Raw genomic sequence first — 24,902 nt, forward strand, 5'->3', positions numbered from 1 at the left:
GCCAGGAAGGGTCAATGGCTGCGCAGGAAAGCGAGCAGGTGCTGGTTGACCGCGTCGGCGGCCTCCATCTGCACCATATGGCCAGCGTCCGGCATGACCACCACCTGGGCTTCCAGGCCCTGGGCGTGACTGGCCGGAATGATCGCGTCCTTGCCGCCCCAGATGACCAGGGCGGGGTGCTGGCCCAGGACGCCGCGCAGGTCGTGGCGTTGCCGATCGCCCTCGGCCAGGGCCGAGGCCAGCACCTGCAGCGCCTGGTCTACGCCCTCAAGACGCTTGAACTTGAGCATGTCTTCGAGCAGCTGCCGCGTGACCAAGGCTGGATCGGCGAACAGTTGCACCATCTGCGGCTTGAGGGCGTTGCGGCTACTTGCCGCGACGAACCCTTGCAGGTATTGCCCATTGATCGCCTCGCCCAGACCCGCGCTGGCGATCAGACCAAGGCTGGCCACCCGGTGCGGTGCCAGGCGCGCAAGGCCCAGGCAAACCGCGCCGCCCATGGAGTGGCCGACCAGGTGCGCCCGGGGAAGGTCCAGGTGATCGAGCAGGGCCAGCACCGTTTCGCTCAGCTCCTCCAGGTCACCGCGCTGCAAGGCTTTCGCCGACTCGCCATGGCCCGGCAGGTCGAGGGCGATCACGCGTCGATCGGTGGCCAGGGCAGGGTGGTTGAACAGCCAGTTGTTGAGGTCGCCGCCAAAGCCATGTACCAGCACCAAGGGCGTCCCGCCTTCGCCCAATTCGAACCAACGCAACAAGCGCCCCTTCACCTCGGCTTTCTGGGGCGCCGGGCCTTGGGCCTGGTCGGTGCTACCTTCGGCCACGAACTCGGCCTGGAAGCGCTGTACCACAGCGTCGATGTCGGCGTCGTCGGCTTCGCCTTCAACCACCACGGCCAACAGCGCACCTACAGGCAGGGTCTCATCGGGCCTGGCCACCAGGCGGCGCAACACGCCACTGAACGGCGCCTCGACGCTGCTGCTGATCTTGTCCGTCTCCACGTCCAGCACTTCGTCGCCCTTGGTGATGACGTCGCCTTCCTGTTTGAGCCAGGTGTCTACCCGGCCTTCGGTCATCGACAAGCCCCATTTGGGCATGGTCAGGGTATGGATCTGGCTCATGCGGCGCTCCTTGTAGCGTCGAGGACGGTGCGCACGGCTGCTTCGATTTTGGCAGCGTCGGGGATGTACAGGTCTTCCAGGGCGTCGGAAAACGGAACGGGCGTGTGCGGCGCCGTCACCATTTCGATGGGCCCTTTCAGCGCGCCGAATGCCTTCTGCGCAACCAGGGCGCTGATGTCCGTGGCCATCGAACAACGGGGGTTGGCCTCGTCGATCACCACCAGGCGCCCGGTCTTCTCGACACTCTCAAGGATGCTGTCTTCATCCAGTGGACTGGTGGTGCGCAGGTCCAGGACTTCGCAGTCGATGCCCTGGCGGGCCAGGTTGTTGGCGGCTTCCATGGCCACATGCACCATGCGGCCATACGTCACCAAGGTGACATCGCTGCCATCGCGCAGGTAGTTGGCTTCGCCGAACGGCACCGTGTACACCTCTTCCGGTACGTCGCCCTGCATGCTGTACAGCAGCTTGTGCTCGCAGAAGATCACCGGGTCGTTGTCGCGGATGGCCTGGATCAGCAGGCCCTTGGCGTCATACGGTGAGGACGGGCACACCACCTTCAGGCCTGGGATATGCGTCCACAGCGAGGTGAGCATTTGCGAATGCTGGGCCGCGGCGCGCAGCCCGGCACCGTACATGGTGCGCATGACCAGCGGCGTCACGGCCTTACCGCCGAACATGTAGCGAAACTTGGCCGCCTGGTTGAGGATCTGGTCCAGGCAGCAGCCGGCGAAGTCGACGAACATCAGTTCGCAGACCGGGCGCAAGCCCTGGGTGGCCGCACCAACGGCAGCGCCTACGTAGCCGATCTCCGAGAGGGGCGCATCCAGCACGCGGCCTGGAAACTGGTGGTACAAGCCCTTGGTCACGCCCAGCACGCCACCCCAGGCATCGTCTTCGCCTGGCGCGCCTGCACCGCCGGCCACATCTTCGCCAATGATGAACACGGTATCGTCACGGCGCATTTCCTGAGCCAGGGCTTCGTTGATGGCCTGCTGGTAACTGATCTTTCTTGCCATGGTGGTTCTCCTGTTGTTCTTGTTCTGAGCGGCTCAGGGATAGGCGACGTAGACGTCGGTGAGCAGGTCGGCAGGTTGTGGCTTGGGGTCGGACTTGGCGCGTTGCACGGCGTCTTCGATCAGGTCCTCGACGCGGGCGTCGATGCTGTCCAGCTGCCCTGCTTCGAGCAGCCCCGCGCGCACGGTCTTGTCGCGGAACTGCAGCAGGCAGTCACGGGTTTCGCGCAAGTTCTTTACCTCATCGGGCGCGCGGTAGGTTTGCGCATCGCCTTCGAAGTGACCGTAGTAGCGGCTGAGCTTGACCTCGATCAGCGACGGCCCCTGGCCGGAGCGTGCACGCTCGATGGCGGCACCGGCGGCTTCGTGAACCGCGAAGAAATCGAAACCGTCGATGGTGACCCCTGGCATGCCGAAGCCGGCGGCGCGGTCGGCTATGTGATCGCAGGCCACTGACCAGTTGGACGCCGTGGCTTCGGCATAACCATTGTTCTCGGCGACGAAGATGCACGGCAGGTTCATGATCGCGGCCATGTTCATGGCTTCGAACACCGCGCCTTCATTGGAGGCGCCATCTCCGAAGAAGACCACGGACACATCGTCGCGGCCCTTGAGCTTGGCTGCCAGCGCAGCGCCCACCACCAACGGTGCGCCGGCGCCGACGATACCGTTGGCGCCGAGCATGCCCTTGCCCAGGTCGGCAATGTGCATCGAGCCGCCCTTGCCGCCGCAGACCCCGGTCTTCTTGCCGTAGATCTCGGCCATCATGCCGTACACATCCACGCCTTTGGCGATGCAGTGGCCATGGCCGCGATGGTTGGAGGCGATGCAGTCGCTGTCGCGCAGGTGGGCCATCACCCCCGCCGCGCTGGCCTCTTCACCCGCGTAAAGGTGGACGAAGCCGGGTATTTCGCCTGTGGCGAACTCGACGTGCAGGCGTTCTTCGAAGGCACGAATGGTGCGCATCACTTCATAGGCATGCAGCAGTTGTGCAGAACTCGGTTGATTGGACATCTTGTTGTTCTCCGGGGTTGTCTCAACGGGTCGCGGGGTGCAGCGGGTGGCCCAGGGGTACAGCCAGCAGACGATGCTGGGCGGCATGCGTGAGCACCGCCTGCACGTCCACACTCAAAGGGCCCAGGTGATCGAGGGTGATGGTGGGGGTGTCATGGGCGCAGAATTCGATTTCCCGCTCGCCGTCCAGCGCCAAGGTGCCCTGGACGAGGACCGGGCGGTACGGCGCGTCAGGCGCCATGTAGCCCGAGGCAGTAATGCCGCAGGCTTGCAGCACGCCGGGTGCCACGGGGGCCAGCAGCGCCTGCCCGGCGTCTTCGCCCAGGCGCACCCAGGCCCCGTGAGGCGCTTGCCGCGAGACCGGGCTCCACAGGCCGCACAGTGCCGACAAGCCGATGGCGTGGGGCTCGGCAAAGCAGGCGAAGATTTCGCTCAGGTCCTCGCTGCGGCTCAGGGCCCGCGCACCGATGAAACGTTGAGGCGATACCGCGACCTCCACCAGCGCCCATTCGCTCAGTTGCTGTTGGGGCACCCTGACCAGCAAGCGTTTGTTGCGGCGCAGGCCGATGGAGGTTGGCACCTTGCCGCTGACCACCAGGCCGCCTGCAAGGCCCGCACTGGTGGCTTCGCGCAGCTCCGGGAAGGCGTTGGTGGTGCCGGTGGACAAGGTCAGCAAGGGTACGTCGCCAGCTTCTGCCGCGACGGCCTTGTGCGTACCGTCGCCCCCCAGCACAGCGATCAGCGACACCCCCCGCGCCACCATGTTGCGCGTGGCAAGGCGGGTGTCGCTGACGGTCTGGGTCAGCGGCAGGTCGAGTATCTCGAGGGCAGGCCAGTGTTGATCGCGCGCCATCGGCCCGGTGCAGGCTTTGACCACGGCGGCGGCGATGCCAGTCATGTCGCTGGGCATCAGCACGTGGCCGACACCTGTTGCGCCGAATGCGGCGAGCAGGCGCGCGATGGCAGCGGCTTTGTCAGTGCTGGAGTACAAGCCGGCAGTGGCTGTCAGGCGACGCAAGTCTCGGCCTGAAGCAGGGTTGGCAATGATGCCGACCAGTGGGGCGGGTAGCGGCATGGCGCACCTCGTGTTCTTGTTTGCAAGGACAAGAGCAAGCGCGGTGCCAGCTTTGAATGAAATCCCGCAAAGGCCCGCAGCAGAGGCCTGGGATCGTCTTGCCTGCTGCCAGGCGGGTCGCCGTGCTGAGACGCCAGGTGCCGCTCTGGGCGTTGTGCGGCGAGACGCTGAGACGCTGCGTCTCAATCACACCTTTGATCACACCGTGCTTGTCCATGCCTGCGCGCAGGCGCTTAATGGCTGCACAACCACAAGAACAGCAACGAGAACCGGAGGGCCCGAATGCTTGCCGCGAACTCCCGCGCTCATGTCGACTGCGTCAGCAGGGTACTGAAGAACGCCGACCGTCTGCCCCAGGCGCCAGTACCGCCGTTGATCCTCGATTCCTGGCGTCGCTCCATGGAGCTGTACCGTCTCGATCCCGCCTCCGAGCAAGGGCCGCGTATCCTTTCCCAGGCCCTGCTCAACGAATGCCGAGAGCGCTCGGAGCTGTTCCTGCGCATTGCCGGGGATGCCGTGGCACGCTTGCACGAACAGGTGCGCGAGGCCGACTACTGCGTGCTGCTGACCGATGCCCAGGGCCGCACCATCGATTACCGGGTCGAGTCGGCCATTCGCACTGACTGCCGCAAGGCCGGCCTGTACCTGGGCACCTGCTGGTCGGAAGGAGAAGAGGGTACCTGCGGGGTAGCGGCGGTGCTGACCACCAAGGCACCGGTCACCGTGCACAAGCGCGATCACTTTCGCGCTGCCTTCATCGGTCTGACCTGTAGCGCGGCGCCTGTTTTCGACCCCTTTGGCGACTTGCTGGGGGTGCTGGACGTCTCTGCGCTGCGCTCGCCCGACGACCGCCGCAGCCAGCACCTGATCCGGCAATTGGTCGAGCAGACCGCACGCGAAATCGAGAACGCCTTTTTCATGCACAGCGCCCAAGGCCACTGGGTGATGCGTGCCCACGGCACCCCAGGCTACGTGGAAAGCCAGCCTGACTATCTACTGGCCTGGGACGCCGACGGTCGCCTGCAGGCGATGAACAGCCTGACACGGCAACGCCTGATGCAGCGCCTGGGACGCTTGCCTGCTCACATTGGTGAGCTGTTCGACCAAGAGCAATTGCGACGGGTCAGCAACGCGTCTGCGCAACGTCTGCCAGGGTTGGGCGAGCTGTATGGCCGGGTCAGCGCCCCCCAGCGCAAGCAGCCGGTCGAGCCCTTGCTGCAAGGCTTGGACCGGCGCATCGAACAACACTTGCGCCTGGCCACACGGGTCAAGGACTGTAACCTTGCAGTGCTGGTGCAGGGTGAGACGGGTACAGGCAAGGAAGTTTTTGCTCGCCAGGTGCATCAGCAAAGCAAGCGCGGCACCGGCCCGTTCGTCACGCTCAACTGCGCCGCCATCCCCGAGAACCTGATCGAGAGCGAGTTGTTTGGTTATGTCGCGGGCGCCTTTACCGGGGCTTCGAGCAAGGGTATGCAAGGGCTTGTACACCAGGCCGATGGCGGCACGCTGTTTCTGGACGAGATTGGCGACATGCCACTGAGCCTGCAGACCCGACTGTTGCGGGTACTGGCAGAAGGTGAGGTAGCCCCCTTGGGGGCTGCGCGGCGCCAGCGCGTGGACATTCAGGTGATCTGCGCCACGCACCGCGACCTCGCGGCGAGGGTGGAGCAGGGACAGTTTCGTGAGGACTTGTATTTTCGCCTGGCCAACGCCCGCTTCGCGTTGCCGGCGCTGCGCGAGCGCGAAGACCGGCTGGGGCTCATTCACCAGTTGCTGGCCGAAGAGGCCGACGCGTGTGGCGTGAGCGTGGCGCTAGCCGACGATGCCTTGCAGGTGTTGCTGGAGTACCGCTGGCCGGGGAACCTACGCCAGTTGCGGCAGGTGTTGCGTTATGCGTGCGCTGTGAACGAGGGTGGGCAGCTGCGCCTGCTTGACCTGCCTGAGGAAGTCCGTGGGCAGGAGGTTGGCCGAGTCACGAGCGAGGCGTCCTGCCCGGCGCGGCAACGGTTGCTGGATGCGTTGATCCGGCATCGTTGGAAGCCCGCCGAGGCTGCCCAGGCGTTGGGCATTTCGCGTGCGACATTGTATCGGCGCGTGCACGAGCATCGCATCGAGATGCCTCGTATGAAAGGGTAGCGTCGTGGCGGCATCTTTTTGCTGTTGTTGCTGACCGAGCAATCGTTCAGGCGCCGCAGCTTGCCGTTTCAGAGCCGTGCCCTACGCACAGGCTGCGTTCGGCCTGCTGAAGTCGCGAAGATCAACAGCACAATGCACATGGCTGGAAGCTGCGTTCAGTGAAAAACCCATGTGGAGTGATCATAGCCAAGAGAAAAACTTCAAGTTGATATCAGCCCGATGAGCCGTCCGCACGATGTGTTTCACCGGAGATATCGTTTTGTAGGCACGCGGTGGCAATTTCGGTCTTTGGCTTACGGGTAGAGGTGCGTTTCTTTCTCTGCGGGCGTTTGCCTGGGCGAGTAGCCCATAGGTAAGCGTTTTCACGCAACCGTGCTTGGATAGCGGGTGGATAATCATCAAGTGTGGTCAGCGGCGGGACGGGTTTTCCGGGCAAGCCGGCTTCACGAATGATCCTGGGCCAGCCCGGTTTCCAGCACAGCATCAGGCTTAGCCAATGGCCGGTGCCGATGATCAGGAAGGCGGGCGAGATCAAGACCAGGCCGAGTTTGGTGATTCGAGAAGATCTTCGAAAGTAGTGGGTCAGGCCTTCGAATTGAGGCGTGAAGGCTTGCCAGGGCCAGGGAAAATGCGAGGTGATAGACGGGCGCGGCAGGCCCTCATGGCCCTCGTCCATGAAGCGGCGGATGAACTCCCACTCGGATTGCTGCTCCGCAAAGTTGTTGGAGGCTTTGCCGACGTGGACGAGTTCTGGATGAAGTGTGCCGGTGAATGAAGGCGGCCATAGGAGTTCCAATGGAAGGCCTACGCCTGCGGCTGTAGCGTATTTTTTATCTGAGCCACTGGAGGTGACGCCGTGCCAGGGAAGTGTGACGATACCCCCACAGGACGTCGGACGATGCAGGTAGACCTGTTGGGTAATTCGGTTGAAGCGTACTAGCAAATGGCGGGATGTGAACATTTCCAAACGTGAAATACGTAAGCCATATTTTACGTAAGGTATGAAAATCAATAGCGCCAAGCTGGTACTAAATAGCGCTATGAATAGCTGGGGTCCGTATGACTCATCCTGAACGCTTTTATCCATTTCCAACAGTCGCATCAACGATATTGCCGCCATGTATAAGAAAGATGCGGCCGTACCTATGACAGTAGCGGAAATCAGGCTGATAAGTCCGCGTTTATCCTCCCACATGCCACTGCGTATTTCCAGAACGTGCTCGTTATAAATATAAATTGGTCCGCGACTTTTAGGGATATTGCTGGCTGATTTTTTCGCGGCCTCAATCATTTCCTGATCGTCGCTTTCATACACGATTTTTTTTCTGGTTTTTTTATGTCGCTTTTCGAAAGCTTCGCGCTCGTCCTTCGGATCGGTGTAGGCAAGCCATGTAAGCCACTCAAAAAGGTACACTAGGTGGTCTCCCAGATTGCGCTGAACAGGTCTTTGAGTTCTTCTGAGTCTTCGGCATAACCTTTGTCAGATAGTTGAATGCGAAAGCAGCATTTGTTGCACCATTTTTCAAGGGCGTCTTTGTCGATAATAAGTAAGACGGTACTGCTAATGAGCACGATGGCGCCTCCGAACCAGCTCAGGCGACTAAGCCAAAGCATGGCAGCATTGCTCGCGGCCAGTCGTGCTGATAATAGTGACAGCGTAGTGCTTAAGCTAATTGTGTATGTGCTTTTGACGCTGATGGATAGCCAACTTAGAAGCGCACTAGCCTGGGAAAACGCTATTCCTCCTTGTCCCGTGAGTAAGGCAAGAGTAGCGCCTATCCTGGCGCCATAAGCTGCTACTGATAACTGTTCAGATTTAGCTTGTGCATCAAGGGCATCGGAATAGTCCCACCTAATGCTTATGATTCCCCCCACCGCCGCCAAACCAGCCCCCCACAACCGATACCGTCCCAGGCTAACTTGCGCGCCCCGCGCAGTGACGCTGTTCCCACCAACACCCCTGAGTGTCAGTTCAGTGCCCACTGCAAGCAGCTCCATCCCCGCAGCCGCACTGGTAAATGCGGCCGCAGTCACTTCGCTCCAAAAGCGTCGGTCCTTGTCATCCCGCCTGCCTTGTAACAGCAGCAGCCCGGCCTCCAACAGCAGCAATCCGCTGGCGACCCGCAAGCGATAAAACTGATTCCCGTGCACCCCGCGCAACGTCTCTGCATAAGCTCGATCAAGCCGGCGCACGATGGGGGCCGCGACGCGACCGGGCGAGGGCGTTTTACCGTCCAGCGCCTGCTCACTCAAGCGCAGTTCCACGGCTTGCTTACCCAGCGAGGCAATGAGGTAGGTGCTCAGGCGTCGATACAGCAACCGGTCAGTGCTACCGGGCGCACCTACTGACAGGCTCTGGCGCCCCAGCTGCCCGAGCCAGGCCAGCGCGCCAGCAGTGTTGGTGGGGCTGTGTTGCGTGAGCTGGTCCAGGTGGCTGTCCAGCCGGCTGAAGTGTGCGGCGAGCTCTTTGGCTTGTTTGAGGGCCGCCTCCAGTTGAAGAATAGGGTCGCTGCCCGGTGCCAGTGCGTCCAGCGCTGTGCGTGTCTGCGCAAGCACCTCTGCGATCTCGCGCTGATTATGGACAAACGAGCGCAGCGCCAGGTTGTCGGGGGTGATAGCGTCGGCGCGCCACCATTGAGCAAGCAGCGCTGCGCCGGATGGCACGCCTTCGAGGCCGGCTACGCACAGCCCTGTCTGGTGCGCAAAGCACAGGCCATTGGCAGGGTCGTTTTCGTCGTAGTGGGCAAGTGCGTCTACCAGTGCGGACGACTTCAACCATGCGAGGTGATCTGCCGCTCTGGACTCGGCGAGACGTTGGGCTTCGGCGCTCTGCGCCTCAAACACATCAGGGTGCTGGTACATACCTTTTAGGTTAACGAGTGACAGATAGCGCTCTTCGAATTGCTTGGCAAATTCTCCATTTTTTGCGCGCGTTTCGAGCTTCTGCCTTTCAAGTTCAGCGGCGCTGTCCAGAATGTGCTCTTTAGCTGTTGCCCACCCCTCGGCCATGTACCGTGGAACCGCCTCGTCGCTGCCGAGATAGCCGCGCATCGCCTCTCTGCGGCGATCGACCATTGCGGCAACCTTTCGCTCCGTGAATTGCTGATGCAGTTCGGTGAATGTTTGCGCAACCAACACCTTTCGCTCGTTACTAGGGCCACCGCTCTCAGTGCTGGCTTCCAGCCAATGCTTGAGGTGTTCCATGCCAGCGTTGCGCCAGGCATTGAGTTCCTGGGTAATGCCGATGGCATCCTCCACCACCACGGCAACGCCCCGTGCTTCAGGTTTACTGCCCAAGGGGCCCAAGGCTTGGCGGGCCGCCGCCAGCGAGCTGATGCTTGGTGTACTGAAGACCTGAGCGTCCAACAGCGTGCGCAACACGTCGTTGGATTCCGCGGCAAAGTCGGCGACAAGGTTCAACTGGTCATGACGTATCGTGTAGGGCCTGGGCATTGGGCAGCTGGGGCTGGCGAAGGGCGCTATGTCTACTGCAGGCAGCAGGTCGCGTCGACGCAGCAATTGCCGCTGCGCCGCGATGGTCAACGGATCGGGGCTGTAGAACAGGCGAAGCTCGAGCAAGTCGTCGAGATCATGAACCGTGAATGCCCAGGTCATAGCGCGCACGACATCCTGGAATGTGGAGATGCCAGGCGGTTTTGGCTCTGGATGTTCAGGGTCGAAGAGCGACAGGGCGCCGTTCGCGGCGATTCGGTAGGGAGGGTGAAGGCTGTATTGCCCACTGAGCCTGCGCTTTTCCATGACATACAGGAAACCTTCACGCAGCGGGCGAATGGCATAGTCCGCCTGATGCAGCGCGGCGGTGCGATGCGGGTGGCGCAGGTGTTGAGGCAGAGTAGGGAGCTGCTGACGCTGGTAGGGATTACCGCCCACGGCGGCATAGCGTAATGGCAGAACGGTGAAGGTGCGGGTGCATGAGACGGCGGGCCCTATGGATAAAGGGTCTTGCAAGGCTTCGCAGTTCTGCCGATTGATTTCCATCAGCATCTTCAGATCGAACATGAGGGCCTCTGGCGAATTAAACGGTGCAGGTGTGTTTGAAGGCATTGGGCAAGTGGCAGGCTTTGCTCGAGTGATTCTTCATGGCAGCCTGCCAAACGGAATCGCAAGTCGGTTTTTCGCAAGCAGTACCGAGTAGGCTTGCCGTCTCAACGCCGCATTAATCAGGTACTCATCGAGTCGCTTTCCTGCACTCAATTTATATTCGAAGGTACTGTTTTCGTCTTGCCAGGAAGTTCCCAATGCTCAGTAGGAGTTTTCGTTGCAGGGCACGCTTCATACTCAAGCGGCATCGGTGCTTGCTCTTTGCGGCAAGCCAGATCATCAAGTCATGCAAGTTAGAGAGGGCGGCGGGAATACGCAGATTGCTCTGCTAGGTCGGTAGACACCGTTTGCTGGGTGATCGCCATTTGCACAGTGTTTGGCCGCAAGCACCCTGAAGGGCCGTATCAGCCATTAATGAAGCCTAACAGGCAATGAAAAAACCCCGGAGCCAGTCCGGGGTTCTTGTACGTCACACTACGCGATCAATCCTGGTTGGCCAGTTTGTGCTCGAGGTAGTGAATGTTGACGCCGCCTTTGCAGAAGCCTTCATCACGTACCAGATCACGGTGCAGCGGGATGTTGGTCTTGATGCCATCGACGACGATCTCGTCCAGGGCATTGCGCATGCGGGCCATGGCTTCGTCACGGTCCTTGCCCCAGGTGATCAGCTTGCCGATCAGCGAGTCATAGTTCGGCGGAACCGAATAACCGCTGTACAGGTGCGAATCGACGCGCACGCCGTTGCCGCCTGGTGCGTGGAAGTGCTTCACCTTGCCGGGGCTTGGGATGAACTTCTTCGGATCTTCGGCGTTGATACGGCACTCCAGCGAGTGGCCGTGGACCACCACGTCCTCCTGGCGGAACGACAGCTTGTTGCCAGCGGCGATGCTCAGCATCTCCTTGACGATGTCGATGCCTGTGACCATCTCCGACACCGGGTGCTCAACCTGCACACGGGTGTTCATCTCGATGAAGTAGAAGCGGCCATCTTCGTACAGGAACTCGAACGTTCCCGCACCGCGGTAGCCGATCTCGATGCACGCGTCCACGCAGCGCTTGAACACTTCCTGGCGCGCTTTCTCGTCGATGCCTGGGGCCGGAGCCTCTTCCAGCACCTTCTGGTGGCGGCGTTGCAGCGAGCAGTCACGGTCACCGAGGTGGATCGCATTGCCCTGGCCGTCGGACAAGACCTGTACTTCCACGTGACGTGGGTTGGTCAGGAACTTCTCCAGGTACACCATCGGGTTGCCGAAGGCTGCACCGGCTTCGGTACGGGTGAGCTTGGCCGAGGCGATCAAATCCTCTTCCTTGTGCACCACGCGCATGCCGCGACCACCACCGCCACCGGCGGCCTTGATGATCACCGGGTAGCCGACGTCGCGGGCGATGGCCAGCGCGACTTCTTCGTCTTCCGGCAGCGGGCCGTCGGAGCCCGGCACGGTCGGTACACCCGACTTGATCATCGCGTCCTTGGCCGACACCTTGTCACCCATCAGGCGAATGGTGTCGGCTTTGGGGCCAATGAAGGCAAAGCCGGACTTCTCAACCTGCTCGGCAAAATCGGCGTTTTCCGCCAGGAAGCCGTAACCGGGGTGAATCGCGGTCGCGCCGGTGACTTCGGCAGCGGCGATGATCGCCGGGATGTGCAGGTACGAATCCTTGGACGATGCAGGGCCGATGCAGACCGACTCGTCTGCCAGGCCCAGGTGCATCAGTTCACGGTCAGCGGTGGAGTGCACGGCGACGGTCTTGATACCCAGCTCTTTGCAGGCACGCAGGATCCGCAGGGCAATTTCCCCGCGGTTGGCGATCAGGACTTTTTCGAGCTTCCCAGACATCGTTGGCTCTCCGCGATTCAAACGATGGTGAACAGCGGCTGGTCGAACTCAACCGGCTGGCCGTCTTCTACCAGGATGGCGTCGATGACACCGCCGACATCGGCTTCGATGTGGTTCATCATCTTCATGGCTTCGACGATGCACAGGGTGTCGCCTTTCTTCACGCTCTGGCCCACTTCAGCGAAGTTCGGCGAGGTCGGCGAAGGTTTGCGGTAGAAGGTGCCTACCATTGGCGAGCGGATGACGGTGCCCTTGAGGGCCGGGGCAGCGGCGGCAGCTTCGACAGCAGGGGCGGCAGCGGCGACCGGGGCAGCGGCAGGCGCAGCCATCGGGGCAGGTGCGTAGAACTGCTGGGCAGCTGGGGTCTTGCTGTGACGGCTGATGCGAACCGACTCTTCGCCTTCCTTGATCTCCAGCTCGTCGATGCCAGACTCTTCCAGCAGCTCGATCAGTTTCTTGACTTTACGGATATCCATTAATCATCAACTCCCAAAGGTTCGGTCAGGGGGCGAAATTGTTAAAGCGTGTCGACACGCTTCTCTTGACCCTGGCCACCGAGGCCAGGGCTTTCATCATTTGGGCTGTGCGTTGGCAGCCAGCTGTTCCAGCGCGGACTCCAGGGCCAGGCGATAACCGCTGGCGCCCAGACCGCAGATCACCCCTACGGCTACATCGGAAAAGTAGGAGTGATGACGGAACGGTTCGCGTTTGTGCACGTTGGACAGGTGCACTTCGATGAATGGGATGCTCACCGCGAGCAATGCGTCACGTAGTGCAACGCTTGTGTGGGTGAATGCAGCCGGATTGATCAGGATGAAATCCACACCCTCGTTGCGTGCCGCATGAATGCGATCGATCAACTCGTATTCGGCATTGCTCTGCAAATACTGCAAATGGTGGCCCGCGGCGCGAGCACGTTGCTCCAGGTCTTGGTTGATCTGGGCCAGGGTCACGGCGCCATAGTGGCCGGGCTCGCGCGTACCGAGCAGGTTCAGATTAGGGCCGTGAAGCACCAGTAGCGTTGCCATCTGCGAGTTCCTTGGATTTGTAGGGCAATTCGACACAGCGCGGCGAGTGTGCCTAAAGCGACGGCAAGTGTCCAGTTCCCGGCAATAGCCAGCACGATGACCGAGATTCGCGCGAAGTATGTGACCGGATAGCAGGATCCGGTCACTGATCGCCGATATGTTCCTATGCCAGCGGGCCGTTACAGGCCTGACGTGTCGCGAACGCGGGACAAAATGGACGCAAAGTTCTCGGCATTTATCTCGCCTATCACCCGATCAGCGGTCAGTTCGCTGCCGTTGGCGGCAAAGAACATCAACGCTGGCGGGCCGAACAACCGATAGCGGTCCAGCAGGGCTCGCTGGGCCGCATCGCTGCGCGTCAGGTCCAGGCGCAACAGTTTGAAGCCCGCCAGTTGCGGCAGTACCTGAGGTGCATTCAACACCTCGTGCTCGATGACTTTGCAACTGATGCACCAGTCTGCGTACCAGTCCAGCAGTACCGGCTGGCCTGCGGCCTTGGCATCGGCCAGTGCAGCATCGAGCGCCTCGGCGGTGGTCAGTGTTTGCCACGCCTGGGCAGGGGGCGCAGCCTGACCAGCCATGCTCTCACCAACCGGGGGCAACGGCCGCAGCGGATCACCCTGGCCGCTGAGGGCGCCATACCCGCAGGCCAGGGCGTAGACCAGCAGCGCCAGGCCAAGCAGTTGGGCCAGGCGTTGGCGAGGCGTCTTGACGACGAATTCCAGTGTCCCCAGGAACACGGCCACCCCGGCCGCGAGCAACCCGATCAGCCCCAAGGTGACGGGCCCTGGCAAGACCCTGCTGAGCAAACCGATGGCCAGCCCCAGCAACAGGACGCCGATGGCGTTCTTGACACTGTTGAGCCATGGGCCGCTTTTCGGCAGCCAGGCGGCGCCACCGGTTGCGACCAGCAGCAGCGGGGCACCCATGCCCAGGCCCAGCGCGAACAGTTTGAGCGCACCGCCCAGGGCGTCTCCACTGGCACTGATATACAGCAGAGCACCGGCCAGCGGCGCCGAAACGCAGGGTGAAACCAACAGGCTGGACAACACGCCCAAGGCCGCGGCGCCCAGCAGCGAGCCGCCTTGGGTGCGATTGGCGACGCCGTCCAGACGGTTGCTCAGGGCCTGGGGCAGCTTGAGTTCGAACAAGCCGAACATGGCCAGGGCGAAAGCCACGAAGAACAGCGCAAAAGGCACCAGTACCCAGGCCGACTGCAGGCGCGCCTGCAGGTTGAGGCCTGCGCCGAACAGGCCCATCAAGGCCCCGAGGGCGGCGAAGCTGGCAGCCATGGACAGCACATAGGCCAGTGACAGCGACAGCCCGCGCAGCCCTCCTGTCTGACCGCGCAGTACCACACCCGAGAGAATGGGCAGCATGGGCAGCACGCATGGCGTGAACGTGAGGCCTACGCCGGCGATGAAGAACAGCAGGAGCGCTTTCCAGTCCCAGACGTGCGCGGCCTGGCTGCTCGGCGCGCTATCACCGTCAATGCTCAGCCGTTCGGTTTCAGGTGGATAGCACAAGCCTTTGTCAGCGCAGCCCTGGTAGCCCACCTGCAAGGTGAAAGCCCTGGAATCATTGCGTGGCAGCTCGATGTCGACGATGCCGTGATACACCTCCACATCGCCGAAGAATTCGTCATGCTTGGCCTCGCCCTTCGGGATGACCGGCGTGCCCAGAACAATGTCGGCCGGCTCGGTTCGAAACACGAAACGGTGGCGGTACAGGTAATAGCCGTCGGTGGCCACCAGGCGCAGCTTGATGGCATGGGCGTCGGCCTGGATCAGGCTGAGCTTGAAGGCTTCGTGTACCGGGAGGAAGTCGGCATTGCCGGCCAGTGAGGAGGCGCCGAGGGTGGCGCTGGGGCGATTGTCCAGCAACCCCGTGGCGAACACCGGGCTGGCCAGCAGTAGGCACAACAGGAAAAACAGGCGGTGCATGGTGAACTCGCAAGATCGAACGTGCCGCGCATCATAACGGAGTTGACGCTCAGGGAACCATGCGTGGGCCTGCCCGTCTTGCCGGTGATGGTCTAAAGCTATTTCGTGGAGCCAGGGCGGTCGGTTCAGGCCCTGAAGGCACCCACCGCCTGGTTCAGTGCGCTGCCAAGGCTAAGCAGGTGGTCGCCTTGCTCGCGTCCTTCACCGATGCGTTGCAGGTTATCTCCGCCCAGTTGATGAATCCGCTCGCTGTGGTCACGGATCTCGCTCACCGCTGCGCTTTGTTGCGCCGTCACTTCGGCAATGCGCAGGGCAGTGTCGGCAATGGTGCGGATCGCGCACACGATTTCGTCCAGTGCACCGTCGGCGGTCTGGGCCTGGTTGGCAGTGGCCTCGGCATGCTCCAGTTGTACCCGCGTACCGTCCACGGCGCCCTTGGCTGCCTGCTGCAATCTGTCGATCAGGGTCTGGATTTCCCCAGTAGCGCCGGTGGTGCGTTGGGCCAGGGTGCGGACTTCGTCGGCTACCACGGCGAACCCGCGACCCATTTCACCGGCGCGGGCGGCTTCGATGGCGGCATTGAGTGCCAGCAGGTTGGTCTGTTCCGCGATGGACCGGATCACTGTCAGCACGCCACCGATCGTGGCCGACTCTTCTGCCAGTTGCTCAATCATGCGCGCGTTGCCCTGCACCTCGTCGACCAGCGTGCGTAAACCCGACAAGCTTTGCCCGATCACCGCCTGGCCCTGTTCCACTGCCCGGCCTGCGTCACGGCTGGCCAGGGCTGCAGCGCTGGCGTCGCCAGCCACCTGCTGGATGGTCGCTTCCAGTTCTCCAAGCGCGTCGCGAATCTGCCCGGTATCCCCGGCCTGTCGTTGTGCGCCATCGTGCAAGGCAGCACTCATGTCGGCCAGCGCATGGCTGCTGCCGGCCACTTGCTCGGCGTTGTGCCGCAGGGCGCCTACCAGTTCGACCAGGTACTGGCGCAGGCGATTGAGCGAAGCCTGGATGTCATGCAGCTCGCGGTTGGTCCTGCCCATTTCGACAGGCTGGGTAAAATCGCCCTCGGCCCAGCGCGACAGCGCAGGCGCCAGGCCGGTGAGTGTGCGTGCAAGACGACGTTGCAGGGTGTCGATGAGCAGGGCGATCAGCAGGATCATCACGATCATCCCCCCTTGCAGGGTGCGCACTTCGCCCGCGATCGTGCCATGCAGGCTGCGCACCTCTGGCTCCAGGGCCGCAATGGCTTGACGCACTGCCTCCAGTTGTTGCGTGGCGCGGGTCGCCAGGGCGGCGCGCTGGTCGATCTGGGCACGGGTGCGTTGCAGCTCGGCCGGGTAGCGCCCCACGAGGCTTTGCAGTTCGCGCTTCAGGCCTATGGCGACGTCTTCCTGCTGGGCACGGGTATCGGTCTGCAAACCCATCAGCGCGGCAAAGTCATCCGCGCCGGATTCGGCAGCACGGGTCACGCCCAGCAGCGGCAAGCCTTCGATGACGTGCGCCTGGGCCTGAATCGATTGCAGCTCGCGTTCCAGCTCGTTCGCAAGTTCCGGCCGGCCGCTGCCCACCAGCTTTTCCCGCGCCAGCCCAAGCCTGCTCAGGTGCAAGGTCGCCTCGACAAGCGGCAGCAGGTATCGCCCAGCGTCGGGGCTGGTGCTGTCGCGCGCATAGGTGGTCAGTTGCTCCAGATTGGCCCCCATCTCGCGCTCGGCTTGCAGCAGCAGCGCCTGGGGGTCACCGGCCAACTTGCCGGCGGCCAGCAACTCACCCGCGCTGAAGGCCTGGAGGTCGTCCAGGCTGGGGCGCAGTTGGCTGGCCATCGCCTCGGGCCATTCGGCCAGCGAGGCTTGCAGTTGAACCGTGGCCTGCAGTGCCGCGGCATGGCGCACGGCATCGCCGTTGCCAAGATAGGCCTGGATGTTCTCGGCCGCCTCAGTCTGGAAATGGCGCGACAGGGTCAGGTAGCGCTCCATCATCTGGTAGGGGCGCTCCAGCGCCCGCTGCGACCACCACAGCGTGACACCCAGGGCGATGCACACCGTCACCAGTAACAACGTATTCAAATTGGTCAGCCACTTCAGGCGCATAGCCGCGAGCTTCCTGCGGGGGAGGGAGGAGTCAGGGGCCTGAAGTTATTGCGTTCGTGTGACGCGATGATGACGGCGGCACGCAGTTGGCTGGCAAAGTGCCTTTACCCATTGCCCGGCTTTTCAGGGCTCCACACGCACCACGCAATTGCGTCCCGCATGCTTGGCCCGGTACAGCGCCTCGTCGGCCGCGCTGGCCATGGTCAGCGCATCGAGGCCGTCATCGAGTTGCACCACGCCCGCGCTGAACGTACAGCGCAGGTCATGGGGCTGGGCTGGGTAGAGGATTTCGGCAAAACGCCCGCGGATGTCATCGAGCACCTTGTACGCCGCCTCCAATGGGGTATTGGGCATGACGATCGCGAATTCCTCGCCGCCGTAGCGTCCGATGAAATCGGTCTTGCGCAGGCGTTGCTTGAGAAACAGCGCCAGGCTCTTGATTACCCGGTCGCCCATGGGGTGGCCGTGGCGGTCGTTGATTTTCTTGAAGCGGTCGATGTCGAGCATGGCAAAGCTCAACGGCTGCTGTTCGCGCCGGGCACGGAAGCTGCAATCCTCGAGCAATTGCAGGATATGGGTGTGGTTGTACAGCCCGGTCAGGCTGTCGCGGACCATGCGCGCCTTCAGGTGCCGAGCGCGGGCCGCGCGGTTGCGCACCGTGGTGATCAGGTGGCGCGAGCGAAACGGCTTGGTCAGAAAGTCATCACCGCCTTCGCTCATGGCCTCAAGTTGCTTGTCCAGGTCATCCTCGGCCGACAGGTAGATGATCGGCACACTGACGTAGCGGTCGTTATGGCGAATCACCTTGGCCAGTTCAGGGCCGGTGCACGCCGGCATGTACAGGTCGAGGATGATCAGGTCAGGCTGGAAGTCAGCCAGCTCGGCCATGGTGGCGATCGGGTCGGTCAGGCTGCGGGTGATCATCCCGGCGCCTGCCAACACCCGTTCCGTGAACAGAGCCTGGGTGCGTGAGTCATCGATGATCAGCACGCGCAGGGGATCGTACGGCGCGGCATCGGTCAGTAACTCGACCTTCTCCAGCAGGCTGGAAGCCTCCAGTGTCCCGGTGAGGAAATCGCGACCGCCTGCCCGCACGGCGGCCAAGCGCGTCGGGGTATCGGTTTCGTGGTGGCTGAAGAACAGCAGCGGCAGGGGTTTGGTCTGCCGCGCCTGGGCTTCGGCCGCCAACGTCAGGCCCTGGCCGACCCCATTGAAGTCGACGTCCATGATGACCGCCGAAGGCGGGCATTCGTCCACCGATGCGCGAAAGGCATCGGCAGTGGGCAAGGCCTGTACGCCCAGGCCGAAGAATTCCAGTTGCTGGGCCAGGCGCTCGGCGCGGTCGTGGTCCTGCAAGAGGATATAGACCGGCCTGCGCTGGGGCGCCAGCAGCAACTGATCGTGTGGATCGTCCTTGCGCAGGCCACTACGCGCAACATGCTCAGCGGGGCACTGCGGGCTCGGCTCAACTGCTTGGCTCATGTCCTGGCTACTTGTCGTTAGGGGTATGCAGGGGCAGTGATGGCTCTATGCTAGCAGCTCTTGAGCTGCGTATGCGTGGCCCCTTTCAACAAACTGGGCTGAATGACTATTCAGTTCTCGACCCAGGGGTCGCTTATGCGTAAGGCGGTGTCTGCTTTATAGTGCTGTCAGGCGGGCTTGCCGTGGCACCCTGGCGTAGGCCTGTGGTCAAAGCCCCTGAACCGTCGTGACTGATCAAGGATATAGCCATGCTGGACTGGAAAAACCGCGAGGCCAAAGCCGAGCCCCGCGAGCGTGTCGACGGCCGCGGCGCTGCCGCCCGTAGCTATTTTGGTGGCCTGTGGGGCCGCTCACTGTTGGCCCTGATCGGGCTCTACCTGCTGGTGTGCATCGGTCTTGCCTGGTACTGGAGCCAGGAACCCGAATTGTTCCCGGTGCAGCAGAACGCCCAGAGCGCAGCCGAGCGTAACGGCCAGCAGATGGTAGTGGGCTACACCACCGTCGAAACGCTCAAGACGGTAGCGAGCACCTTGTTGAACAAGCCAGGTGGCTATATCGCCAATGACCGTCTCCCGCCAGGCCTGTGGATGGACAACATGCCCAACTGGGAGTACGGCGTACTGGTCCAGGTGCGTGACCTTTCCCGCGCGCTGCGCAAGGACTTCGCCCGCTCCCAGTCGCAATCGACTGAAGACGCCGACCTGGCCAAGGCCGAGCCGCGCTTCAACTTCGATTACAAGAGCTGGATCCTGCCGTCCAGCGAATCGGAATTCGAAGAAGGCATCAAGTCGCTGGCGCGCTATCAGGCTCGCCTGGCTTCAGGCGACAAGGGCGCGATCTTCTATACCCGTGCAGACAACCTGAACAACTGGCTGGGTGACGTCGCTACCCGCCTGGGCTCGCTGTCGCAACGACTCTCGGCCAGTGTAGGCCGCGTGAAGCTCAACACCACCCTCAAGACCGAGTCCGTGGTGGCTGGCCAGGCGCCGCAGGTAGATGAGGAAGTGGTGGAAACCCCATGGCTGCAGATCGACGACGTGTTCTATGAAGCCCGCGGCCAGGCCTGGGCGCTGTCGCACCTGCTGCGTGCGATCGAAGTCGATTTTGCCGACGTGTTGGCCAAGAAGAACGCCACCGTGAGTGTGCGTCAGATCATCCGGGAACTGGAGGCCTCGCAAGAGCCTCTGTGGAGCCCGATGGTGCTCAACGGCAGTGGTTTCGGCATGTGGGCCAACCACTCGCTGGTCATGGCCAACTACATCTCCCGCGCCAACGCGGCGGTCATCGACCTGCGCCAGCTGCTGTCGCAGGGTTGAGATGAGCTTCAGCCCTGATGAAGCCGCCCACCGGGCGGCTTCGGACCGGGAACGGGTTACCTGGGTGGACGAACACGACCAGGTGCTCGGCGCATTGCCCAGGGCGCAGTTGCGCGAGCGCGGGCTGATCGGGCGCTGCACGTTCATTCTGTTGTTCAATGGTGCCGGTGAACTGTGCGTGCACCGGCGTACCCTGAGCAAGGCGCTGTACCCCGGCTACTGGGACGTTGCCGCCGGCGGCATGGTGGCCGCTGGTGAAACGTACGCCGAATCGGCTGCGCGCGAGCTGGCCGAGGAACTGGGCGTCGCCGACGTGACCTTGCGCTTTCACGAGCGGTTTTTCTTCGATCAGCCTGACAATCGCCTGTGGTGCGCCTTGTACTCGGCAGTGTCCGATGCGCCGCTGCGGCTGCAGCCCGAGGAAGTGATCGAGGCACGTTTCATCGGTATTGACCAGGCCCTGGAGGACAGTCGGCTCAGGCCTTATTGCCCTGACTCGATGGCTGCGTTGATCCGCTACAGGAACAGCCTCGTCTAACCGCTGCACAGCGGGTCGCAAAACATTCGCAAAATGGCGCAATCCAGTACTTAGCAACTGCACCGTTTATCGTTACACTGCGCGGCCTTTTCGGGCTGCCGCACGTGTTGCGGCAGTAGCGCCGCCCCTGCCAGAGTGGGGCTTCGCGGTCGGCCTCATGTGCAGGTACGACCAGTTTTTGTCCTCAGCACCGAGGCACAAAAGTGGCCAAGAAAGCTTCTTCCCTCTCCGCCCTCGGCGGTCTCGTTTATTCGACCGATGCCGGTCGTCATTGCCCTGACTGTGGCCAGCCCGTGGATGCCTGTACCTGCAAGCAGCAGGTCATTCCCGAGGGTGATGGTATTGCCCGCGTGCGCCGCGAGAGCAAAGGCCGTGGCGGCAAGACCGTGACCACCGTCACGGGTGTGCCGTTGCCGCCCGATCAGCTCAAGGAACTGGCTGCCACCCTCAAGCGCCGCTGTGGTACCGGTGGCGCGCTCAAGGACGGCGTCATCGAGATCCAGGGTGATCATGTGCAATTGCTGCTCGACGAGCTGAGCAAGCAGGGCTTCAAGGCGAAAAAGTCGGGCGGCTGAGTCGCTCGGCAGGTTTTCGTCCTGCGCTTTCTAAACTCGTCGCAGTGCCCAGGGTCTACCCCAGAGCACGGGCGAACCGTCATTTTTGGCTTCTACACTGCTTCCCCGGTTTGACCGGCAGTGTCTTGACTCAATTTATAGGGGACTTGAATGTCCGTACGACGCACACGCAAAGACGATGGTAGCCAATGGACCGTGGCCGACAGCCGCAGTGTTTATGGCATCCGCCATTGGGGCGCTGGGTATTTCGCCATCAATGAAGCCGGGCGCGTCGAAGTGCGCCCCAACGGCCCGGACAGCTCGCCGATCGACCTGTACGAGCAGGTTGACCAGCTGCGCCAGAGCGGCCTGTCGCTGCCTTTGCTGGTGCGCTTCCCCGACATTCTGCAGGACCGCGTACGCCAGCTGACCGGCGCCTTCGACGCCAACATCGCGCGCCTGGAATACCAGAGCCAGTACACCGCCCTGTACCCGATCAAGGTCAACCAGCAGGAGGCGGTGGTCGAGAACATCATCGCCACCCAGAACGTGTCCATCGGGCTGGAAGCCGGCTCCAAACCCGAATTGCTGGCGGTGCTGGCCTTGGCGCCCAAGGGCGGTACCATCGTCTGCAACGGTTACAAGGACCGCGAGTTCATCCGCCTGGCGCTGATGGGACAGAAGCTGGGCCACAACGTCTTCATCGTCATCGAGAAAGAGTCCGAAGTGGCCTTGGTGATCGAGGAAGCGGCCGACCTCAAGGTCAAGCCGCAGGTGGGCCTGCGCGTGCGCCTGTCGTCGCTGGCATCGAGCAAGTGGGCTGACACCGGGGGCGAGAAGTCCAAGTTCGGGCTTTCTGCCGCGCAGCTGATTTCCGTGGTGCAGCGTTTCCGCGATGCCGGCCTTGATCAGGGTATCCGCCTGCTGCACTTCCACATGGGCTCGCAGATCGCCAACCTGGCGGACTACCAGCACGGCTTCAAGGAAGCCATCCGCTATTACGGCGAATTGCGCGCCCTGGGCCTGCCGGTGGACCACATCGATGTGGGCGGCGGCCTGGGTGTTGACTACGACGGCACTCACTCGCGCAACGCCAGCTCGATCAACTACGACATGGATGACTATGCCGGCGTGGTGGTAGGCATGCTCAAAGAGTTCTGCGACGCGCAGGGCTTGCCGCACCCGCACATCTTCTCGGAGAGCGGCCGTTCGCTGACGGCTCACCATGCCATGCTGGTCATCCAGGTCACTGACGTGGAGCGACACAATGACCAGGTGCCGACCATCGAGAACAAGGACGCGCTGCCCGAAACCGTGCAGTGGCTGGCCGATCTGCTGGGGCCCACCGACATCGAGATGGTGACCGAAACCTACTGGCGCGCCACCCACTACATGGGCGATGTAGCCGCGCAGTATGCTGACGGCAAGATCAGCCTGGCCGAGAAAGCCCTGGCCGAGCAGTGCTACTACGCTGTGTGCCGTCGTCTTTACAACTCGCTGAAGGCTCGCCAGCGCTCGCACCGTCAGGTACTCGACGAGCTGAACGACAAGTTGGCGGACAAGTACATCTGCAACTTCTCGGTGTTCCAGAGCCTGCCGGACACCTGGGCCATCGGTCAGGTGCTGCCGATCATCCCGCTGCACCGCCTGGACGAAGAGCCCCTGCGGCGCGCCGTGCTGCAAGACCTGACGTGCGACTCCGACGGCAAGATCAACCAGTATGTCGATGAGCAGAGCATCGAGACCAGCATGCCGGTGCACGCCCTGAACGAGGGCGAGGACTACCTGCTGGGCGTTTTCCTGGTCGGTGCCTACCAGGAGATTCTGGGCGACATGCACAACCTGTTCGGTGACACCGACTCGGTCAACATCTACCAGAATGCCGATGGCAGCGTGTACCACGCCGGTATCGAGACCCACGACACCATCGAGGACATGCTGCGCTACGTGCACCTGTCCCCCGAGGAGCTGATGACTCACTACCGCGACAAGGTGGCCAGCGCCAAGATCACCGCGCGCGAGCGTACCCAGTACCTGGATGCGCTGCGCCTGGGCTTGACCCGTTCGTCCTACCTCTCGTCCTGAGAAGCGTCAGCCCGTGAGGCCTCATTGCCGTCACGCCTTCGCGGCGTGGCGGCAGTGAGCACTGTCTTCGAATGCTCACGGGTCCACGCCACTGATCTCACGCCACCCAGGCGTCCTTGCCTTGCAGGCGCCACGCCACCCAAGCCAACGTCAGGGCGCGCACGCCCATGAAGACGAGAAACGCCAACCACAGGCCATGGTTGCCCAGCCCGCTCAGGGCAAAGGCCAGCGGCAATGCAATCGCGAGCGATGCCAGCATGGCGTTGCGCATTTCCCGAGCCCGTGTGGCCCCGATGAACAGCCCATCGAGCAAATAGCTCCACACGGCGATCAACGGCAGGCACGCCAGATAGGGCAGGTACGGGTAAGCCGCCGCCCTGACACTGTCGATATCGGTTTGCAGATCGATGAACAGGTGTCCTCCCACCCAGAACAGACCGGCAAAGACCGAACTCGCAATCAGCGACCATCCACCTGCCACCACCAGCGCACGGCGTAACGTGTCGCGGTCCCGAGCGCCAATGGCGTGACCGCACAGCGCCTCGACCGCGTGCGCCAGGCCATCGAGGGCATAGGCCGTAAGCAGCAGGCCGTTGAGCAGCAGTGCATTGGCCGCCACCGTGGCCTCGCCCAGGCGTGCGCCCTGTACGGCGATTAGTAGAAAGACCAACTGCAAGGCAAGGCTGCGCAAAAAGATGTCGCGGTTCACCGCCAACAGCGGGCGCCAGGCCTGCCAGCGTCTGAGTGCTGCCCAGGCGATGTGGCCCGGATAGGCGCGCAGGGCCGGACGGGTAAGCGCCAGGCCCAGCAGGGCCGCGCACCATTCGGCAATCACCGACGCGCGTGCCGAGCCCAGGACGCCCCAATCCAGGCCGAGCACGAACCACAGGTTCAGCACGATATTGAGCAGGTTGGTGGTCAGCAGGATCGCCAACGGCGCCCGGGCATTCTGTGTCCCCAGAAACCACCCGACCAAGGCGTAGCTGGCCAGTGCCGCCGGGAGGCCCAGCAACCGGGTGTGGAAGAAGGTTTGCGTAGCCTGCCCCAGGGCCGCGCTGGGCTGCATGGCGTGCAGTGCCAACTGGCTGAAGGGCAGGGCCAGCAGGCCGATGAGCAATGCGAACCCCACTGCCAGCATCAGGCCCTGAACCAACACCTGGCGCAGGGCGGCGCCATCCCCTCGGCCGGCGGCCTGGGCGGCGAAGCCTGTCGAGCCCATGCGCAGGAAGCCCATCAAGCCGACCATGAAGGTAAACAGCGTAGCGCCCACGGCCACTGCGCCGAGTTGATGGGCATGGGGCAGGTGGCCAATGACGGTGCTGTCGACCAGCGCAACCAGTGGCACCGAGACATTGGACAGGATCATGGGCGCGGCCAGCCCCCACACCTTGAAGTGGGTGGGGCGGTGGTGCCAGTCGGCGAAGAATCGGGGCATGTTCATTCCAGCGAAAACGAGGGCTGCAAACGCTCGAACGGACGCGCGCAAGGCGGCAATGCAAGCCAAGGGCGACAGTGTAACGGCCACGCAACCATTGTGTGCGATCAAGGTCTCATCTGGCGCACAACGCTGGGTGCAGCACTCGGCCTTGCGCTATAGTTGCTGCCTTCAT

Annotated in this window: 18 protein-coding genes; 5 read left to right on the forward strand and 13 right to left on the reverse strand. The window is 62.5% G+C overall.

Annotated elements, in window-relative coordinates; translation table 11 throughout:
- Positions 1 to 11: 11 nt before the first annotated feature.
- Genes CRP40_RS18160 through CRP40_RS18175 form a run of 4 tightly spaced genes read right to left on the reverse strand, consistent with a single transcriptional unit; the run spans position 12 to position 4,223 of the window.
- Entirely contained in the window at positions 12 to 1,118 is a 1,107-nt protein-coding gene (locus CRP40_RS18160) for an acetoin dehydrogenase dihydrolipoyllysine-residue acetyltransferase subunit (RefSeq protein WP_027915157.1), read from the reverse strand.
- The gene (locus tag CRP40_RS18165) at positions 1,115 to 2,137 is read right to left on the reverse strand and encodes an alpha-ketoacid dehydrogenase subunit beta (RefSeq protein ID WP_027915158.1); all 1,023 of its coding nucleotides are present in this window, start codon (positions 2,135 to 2,137) and stop codon (positions 1,115 to 1,117) included. Before CRP40_RS18165 ends, CRP40_RS18160 begins: the two co-directional genes overlap by 4 nt.
- A gap of 33 nt (positions 2,138 to 2,170) precedes the next feature.
- A complete protein-coding gene (locus CRP40_RS18170; protein WP_023534974.1) occupies positions 2,171 to 3,148 on the reverse strand; it encodes a thiamine pyrophosphate-dependent dehydrogenase E1 component subunit alpha in 978 nt (325 codons plus the stop codon).
- 22 nt (positions 3,149 to 3,170) lie between these two features.
- A complete protein-coding gene (locus CRP40_RS18175; protein ID WP_027915159.1) occupies positions 3,171 to 4,223 on the reverse strand; it encodes an NAD(+)/NADH kinase in 1,053 nt (350 codons plus the stop codon).
- Between the two features lie 282 nt (positions 4,224 to 4,505).
- On the opposite strand from CRP40_RS18175, the gene CRP40_RS18180 reads away from it, so the two are divergent.
- The gene (locus CRP40_RS18180) at positions 4,506 to 6,359 is read left to right on the forward strand and encodes a sigma-54-dependent Fis family transcriptional regulator (protein ID WP_027915160.1); all 1,854 of its coding nucleotides are present in this window, start codon (positions 4,506 to 4,508) and stop codon (positions 6,357 to 6,359) included.
- A gap of 211 nt (positions 6,360 to 6,570) precedes the next feature.
- On the opposite strand, the gene CRP40_RS18185 is transcribed toward CRP40_RS18180, so the two are convergent.
- The 8 genes from CRP40_RS18185 to CRP40_RS18225 all read right to left on the reverse strand — a co-directional run bounded on the left by CRP40_RS18185 (position 6,571) and on the right by CRP40_RS18225 (position 18,799).
- Complete coding sequence (locus CRP40_RS18185) at positions 6,571 to 7,773, reverse strand: hypothetical protein (RefSeq protein WP_050587332.1); 1,203 nt, start codon at positions 7,771 to 7,773, stop codon at positions 6,571 to 6,573.
- Complete coding sequence (locus CRP40_RS18190) at positions 7,773 to 10,379, reverse strand: T6SS effector BTH_I2691 family protein (protein WP_027915161.1); 2,607 nt, start codon at positions 10,377 to 10,379, stop codon at positions 7,773 to 7,775. The genes CRP40_RS18185 and CRP40_RS18190 overlap by 1 nt, the downstream gene beginning before the upstream one ends.
- A 524-nt stretch (positions 10,380 to 10,903) precedes the next feature.
- Positions 10,904 to 12,259: an acetyl-CoA carboxylase biotin carboxylase subunit gene (gene accC, locus CRP40_RS18200; RefSeq protein ID WP_027915162.1), complete on the reverse strand. Its 1,356-nt coding sequence runs from the start codon at positions 12,257 to 12,259 to the stop codon at positions 10,904 to 10,906.
- A gap of 17 nt (positions 12,260 to 12,276) precedes the next feature.
- Positions 12,277 to 12,735 carry an acetyl-CoA carboxylase biotin carboxyl carrier protein gene (gene accB / locus CRP40_RS18205; protein ID WP_023535179.1) on the reverse strand — a complete coding sequence of 153 codons (459 nt, stop codon included), beginning with the start codon at positions 12,733 to 12,735 and terminating at the stop codon, positions 12,277 to 12,279.
- Between the two features lie 96 nt (positions 12,736 to 12,831).
- Positions 12,832 to 13,287, reverse strand: coding sequence for a type II 3-dehydroquinate dehydratase (aroQ, locus tag CRP40_RS18210; protein ID WP_003255330.1), 456 nt, complete (start codon positions 13,285 to 13,287; stop codon positions 12,832 to 12,834).
- A gap of 179 nt (positions 13,288 to 13,466) precedes the next feature.
- Complete coding sequence (locus CRP40_RS18215; protein WP_027915163.1) at positions 13,467 to 15,230, reverse strand: protein-disulfide reductase DsbD; 1,764 nt, start codon at positions 15,228 to 15,230, stop codon at positions 13,467 to 13,469.
- A gap of 125 nt (positions 15,231 to 15,355) precedes the next feature.
- Positions 15,356 to 17,317 (reverse strand): methyl-accepting chemotaxis protein, encoded by a 1,962-nt coding sequence (locus CRP40_RS18220; RefSeq protein WP_027915164.1) that lies wholly within the window; start codon positions 17,315 to 17,317, stop codon positions 15,356 to 15,358.
- Between the two features lie 123 nt (positions 17,318 to 17,440).
- Positions 17,441 to 18,799 carry a diguanylate cyclase gene (locus tag CRP40_RS18225; RefSeq protein WP_027915165.1) on the reverse strand — a complete coding sequence of 453 codons (1,359 nt, stop codon included), beginning with the start codon at positions 18,797 to 18,799 and terminating at the stop codon, positions 17,441 to 17,443.
- Positions 18,800 to 19,047: 248 nt separating this feature from the next.
- Here CRP40_RS18225 and CRP40_RS18230 point away from each other — a divergent pair, with 248 nt between their 5' ends.
- The 4 genes from CRP40_RS18230 to speA all read left to right on the forward strand — a co-directional run bounded on the left by CRP40_RS18230 (position 19,048) and on the right by speA (position 23,292).
- Positions 19,048 to 20,115 (forward strand): DUF2333 family protein, encoded by a 1,068-nt coding sequence (locus CRP40_RS18230; RefSeq protein WP_027915166.1) that lies wholly within the window; start codon positions 19,048 to 19,050, stop codon positions 20,113 to 20,115.
- Between the two features lies 1 nt (position 20,116).
- Positions 20,117 to 20,653, forward strand: a complete 537-nt coding sequence (locus CRP40_RS18235; protein ID WP_027915167.1) for an NUDIX hydrolase — start codon at positions 20,117 to 20,119, stop codon at positions 20,651 to 20,653.
- A 203-nt stretch (positions 20,654 to 20,856) separates the two neighbouring features.
- On the forward strand, positions 20,857 to 21,228 hold the full coding sequence (locus CRP40_RS18240) for a translation initiation factor Sui1 (protein WP_027915168.1): 372 nt from the start codon (positions 20,857 to 20,859) through the stop codon (positions 21,226 to 21,228).
- 150 nt (positions 21,229 to 21,378) lie between these two features.
- Entirely contained in the window at positions 21,379 to 23,292 is a 1,914-nt protein-coding gene (gene speA, locus CRP40_RS18245) for an arginine decarboxylase (protein ID WP_023535169.1), read from the forward strand.
- A 97-nt stretch (positions 23,293 to 23,389) separates the two neighbouring features.
- Here the strand turns inward: speA and CRP40_RS18250 are convergent, their stop codons facing one another.
- Positions 23,390 to 24,727 carry an MATE family efflux transporter gene (locus tag CRP40_RS18250; protein WP_027915169.1) on the reverse strand — a complete coding sequence of 446 codons (1,338 nt, stop codon included), beginning with the start codon at positions 24,725 to 24,727 and terminating at the stop codon, positions 23,390 to 23,392.
- Between the last annotated feature and the right edge of the window lie 175 nt (positions 24,728 to 24,902).

This window comes from Pseudomonas sp. URMO17WK12:I9 (genome assembly GCF_900230165.1).
Lineage (GTDB): Bacteria > Pseudomonadota > Gammaproteobacteria > Pseudomonadales > Pseudomonadaceae > Aquipseudomonas > Aquipseudomonas fulva.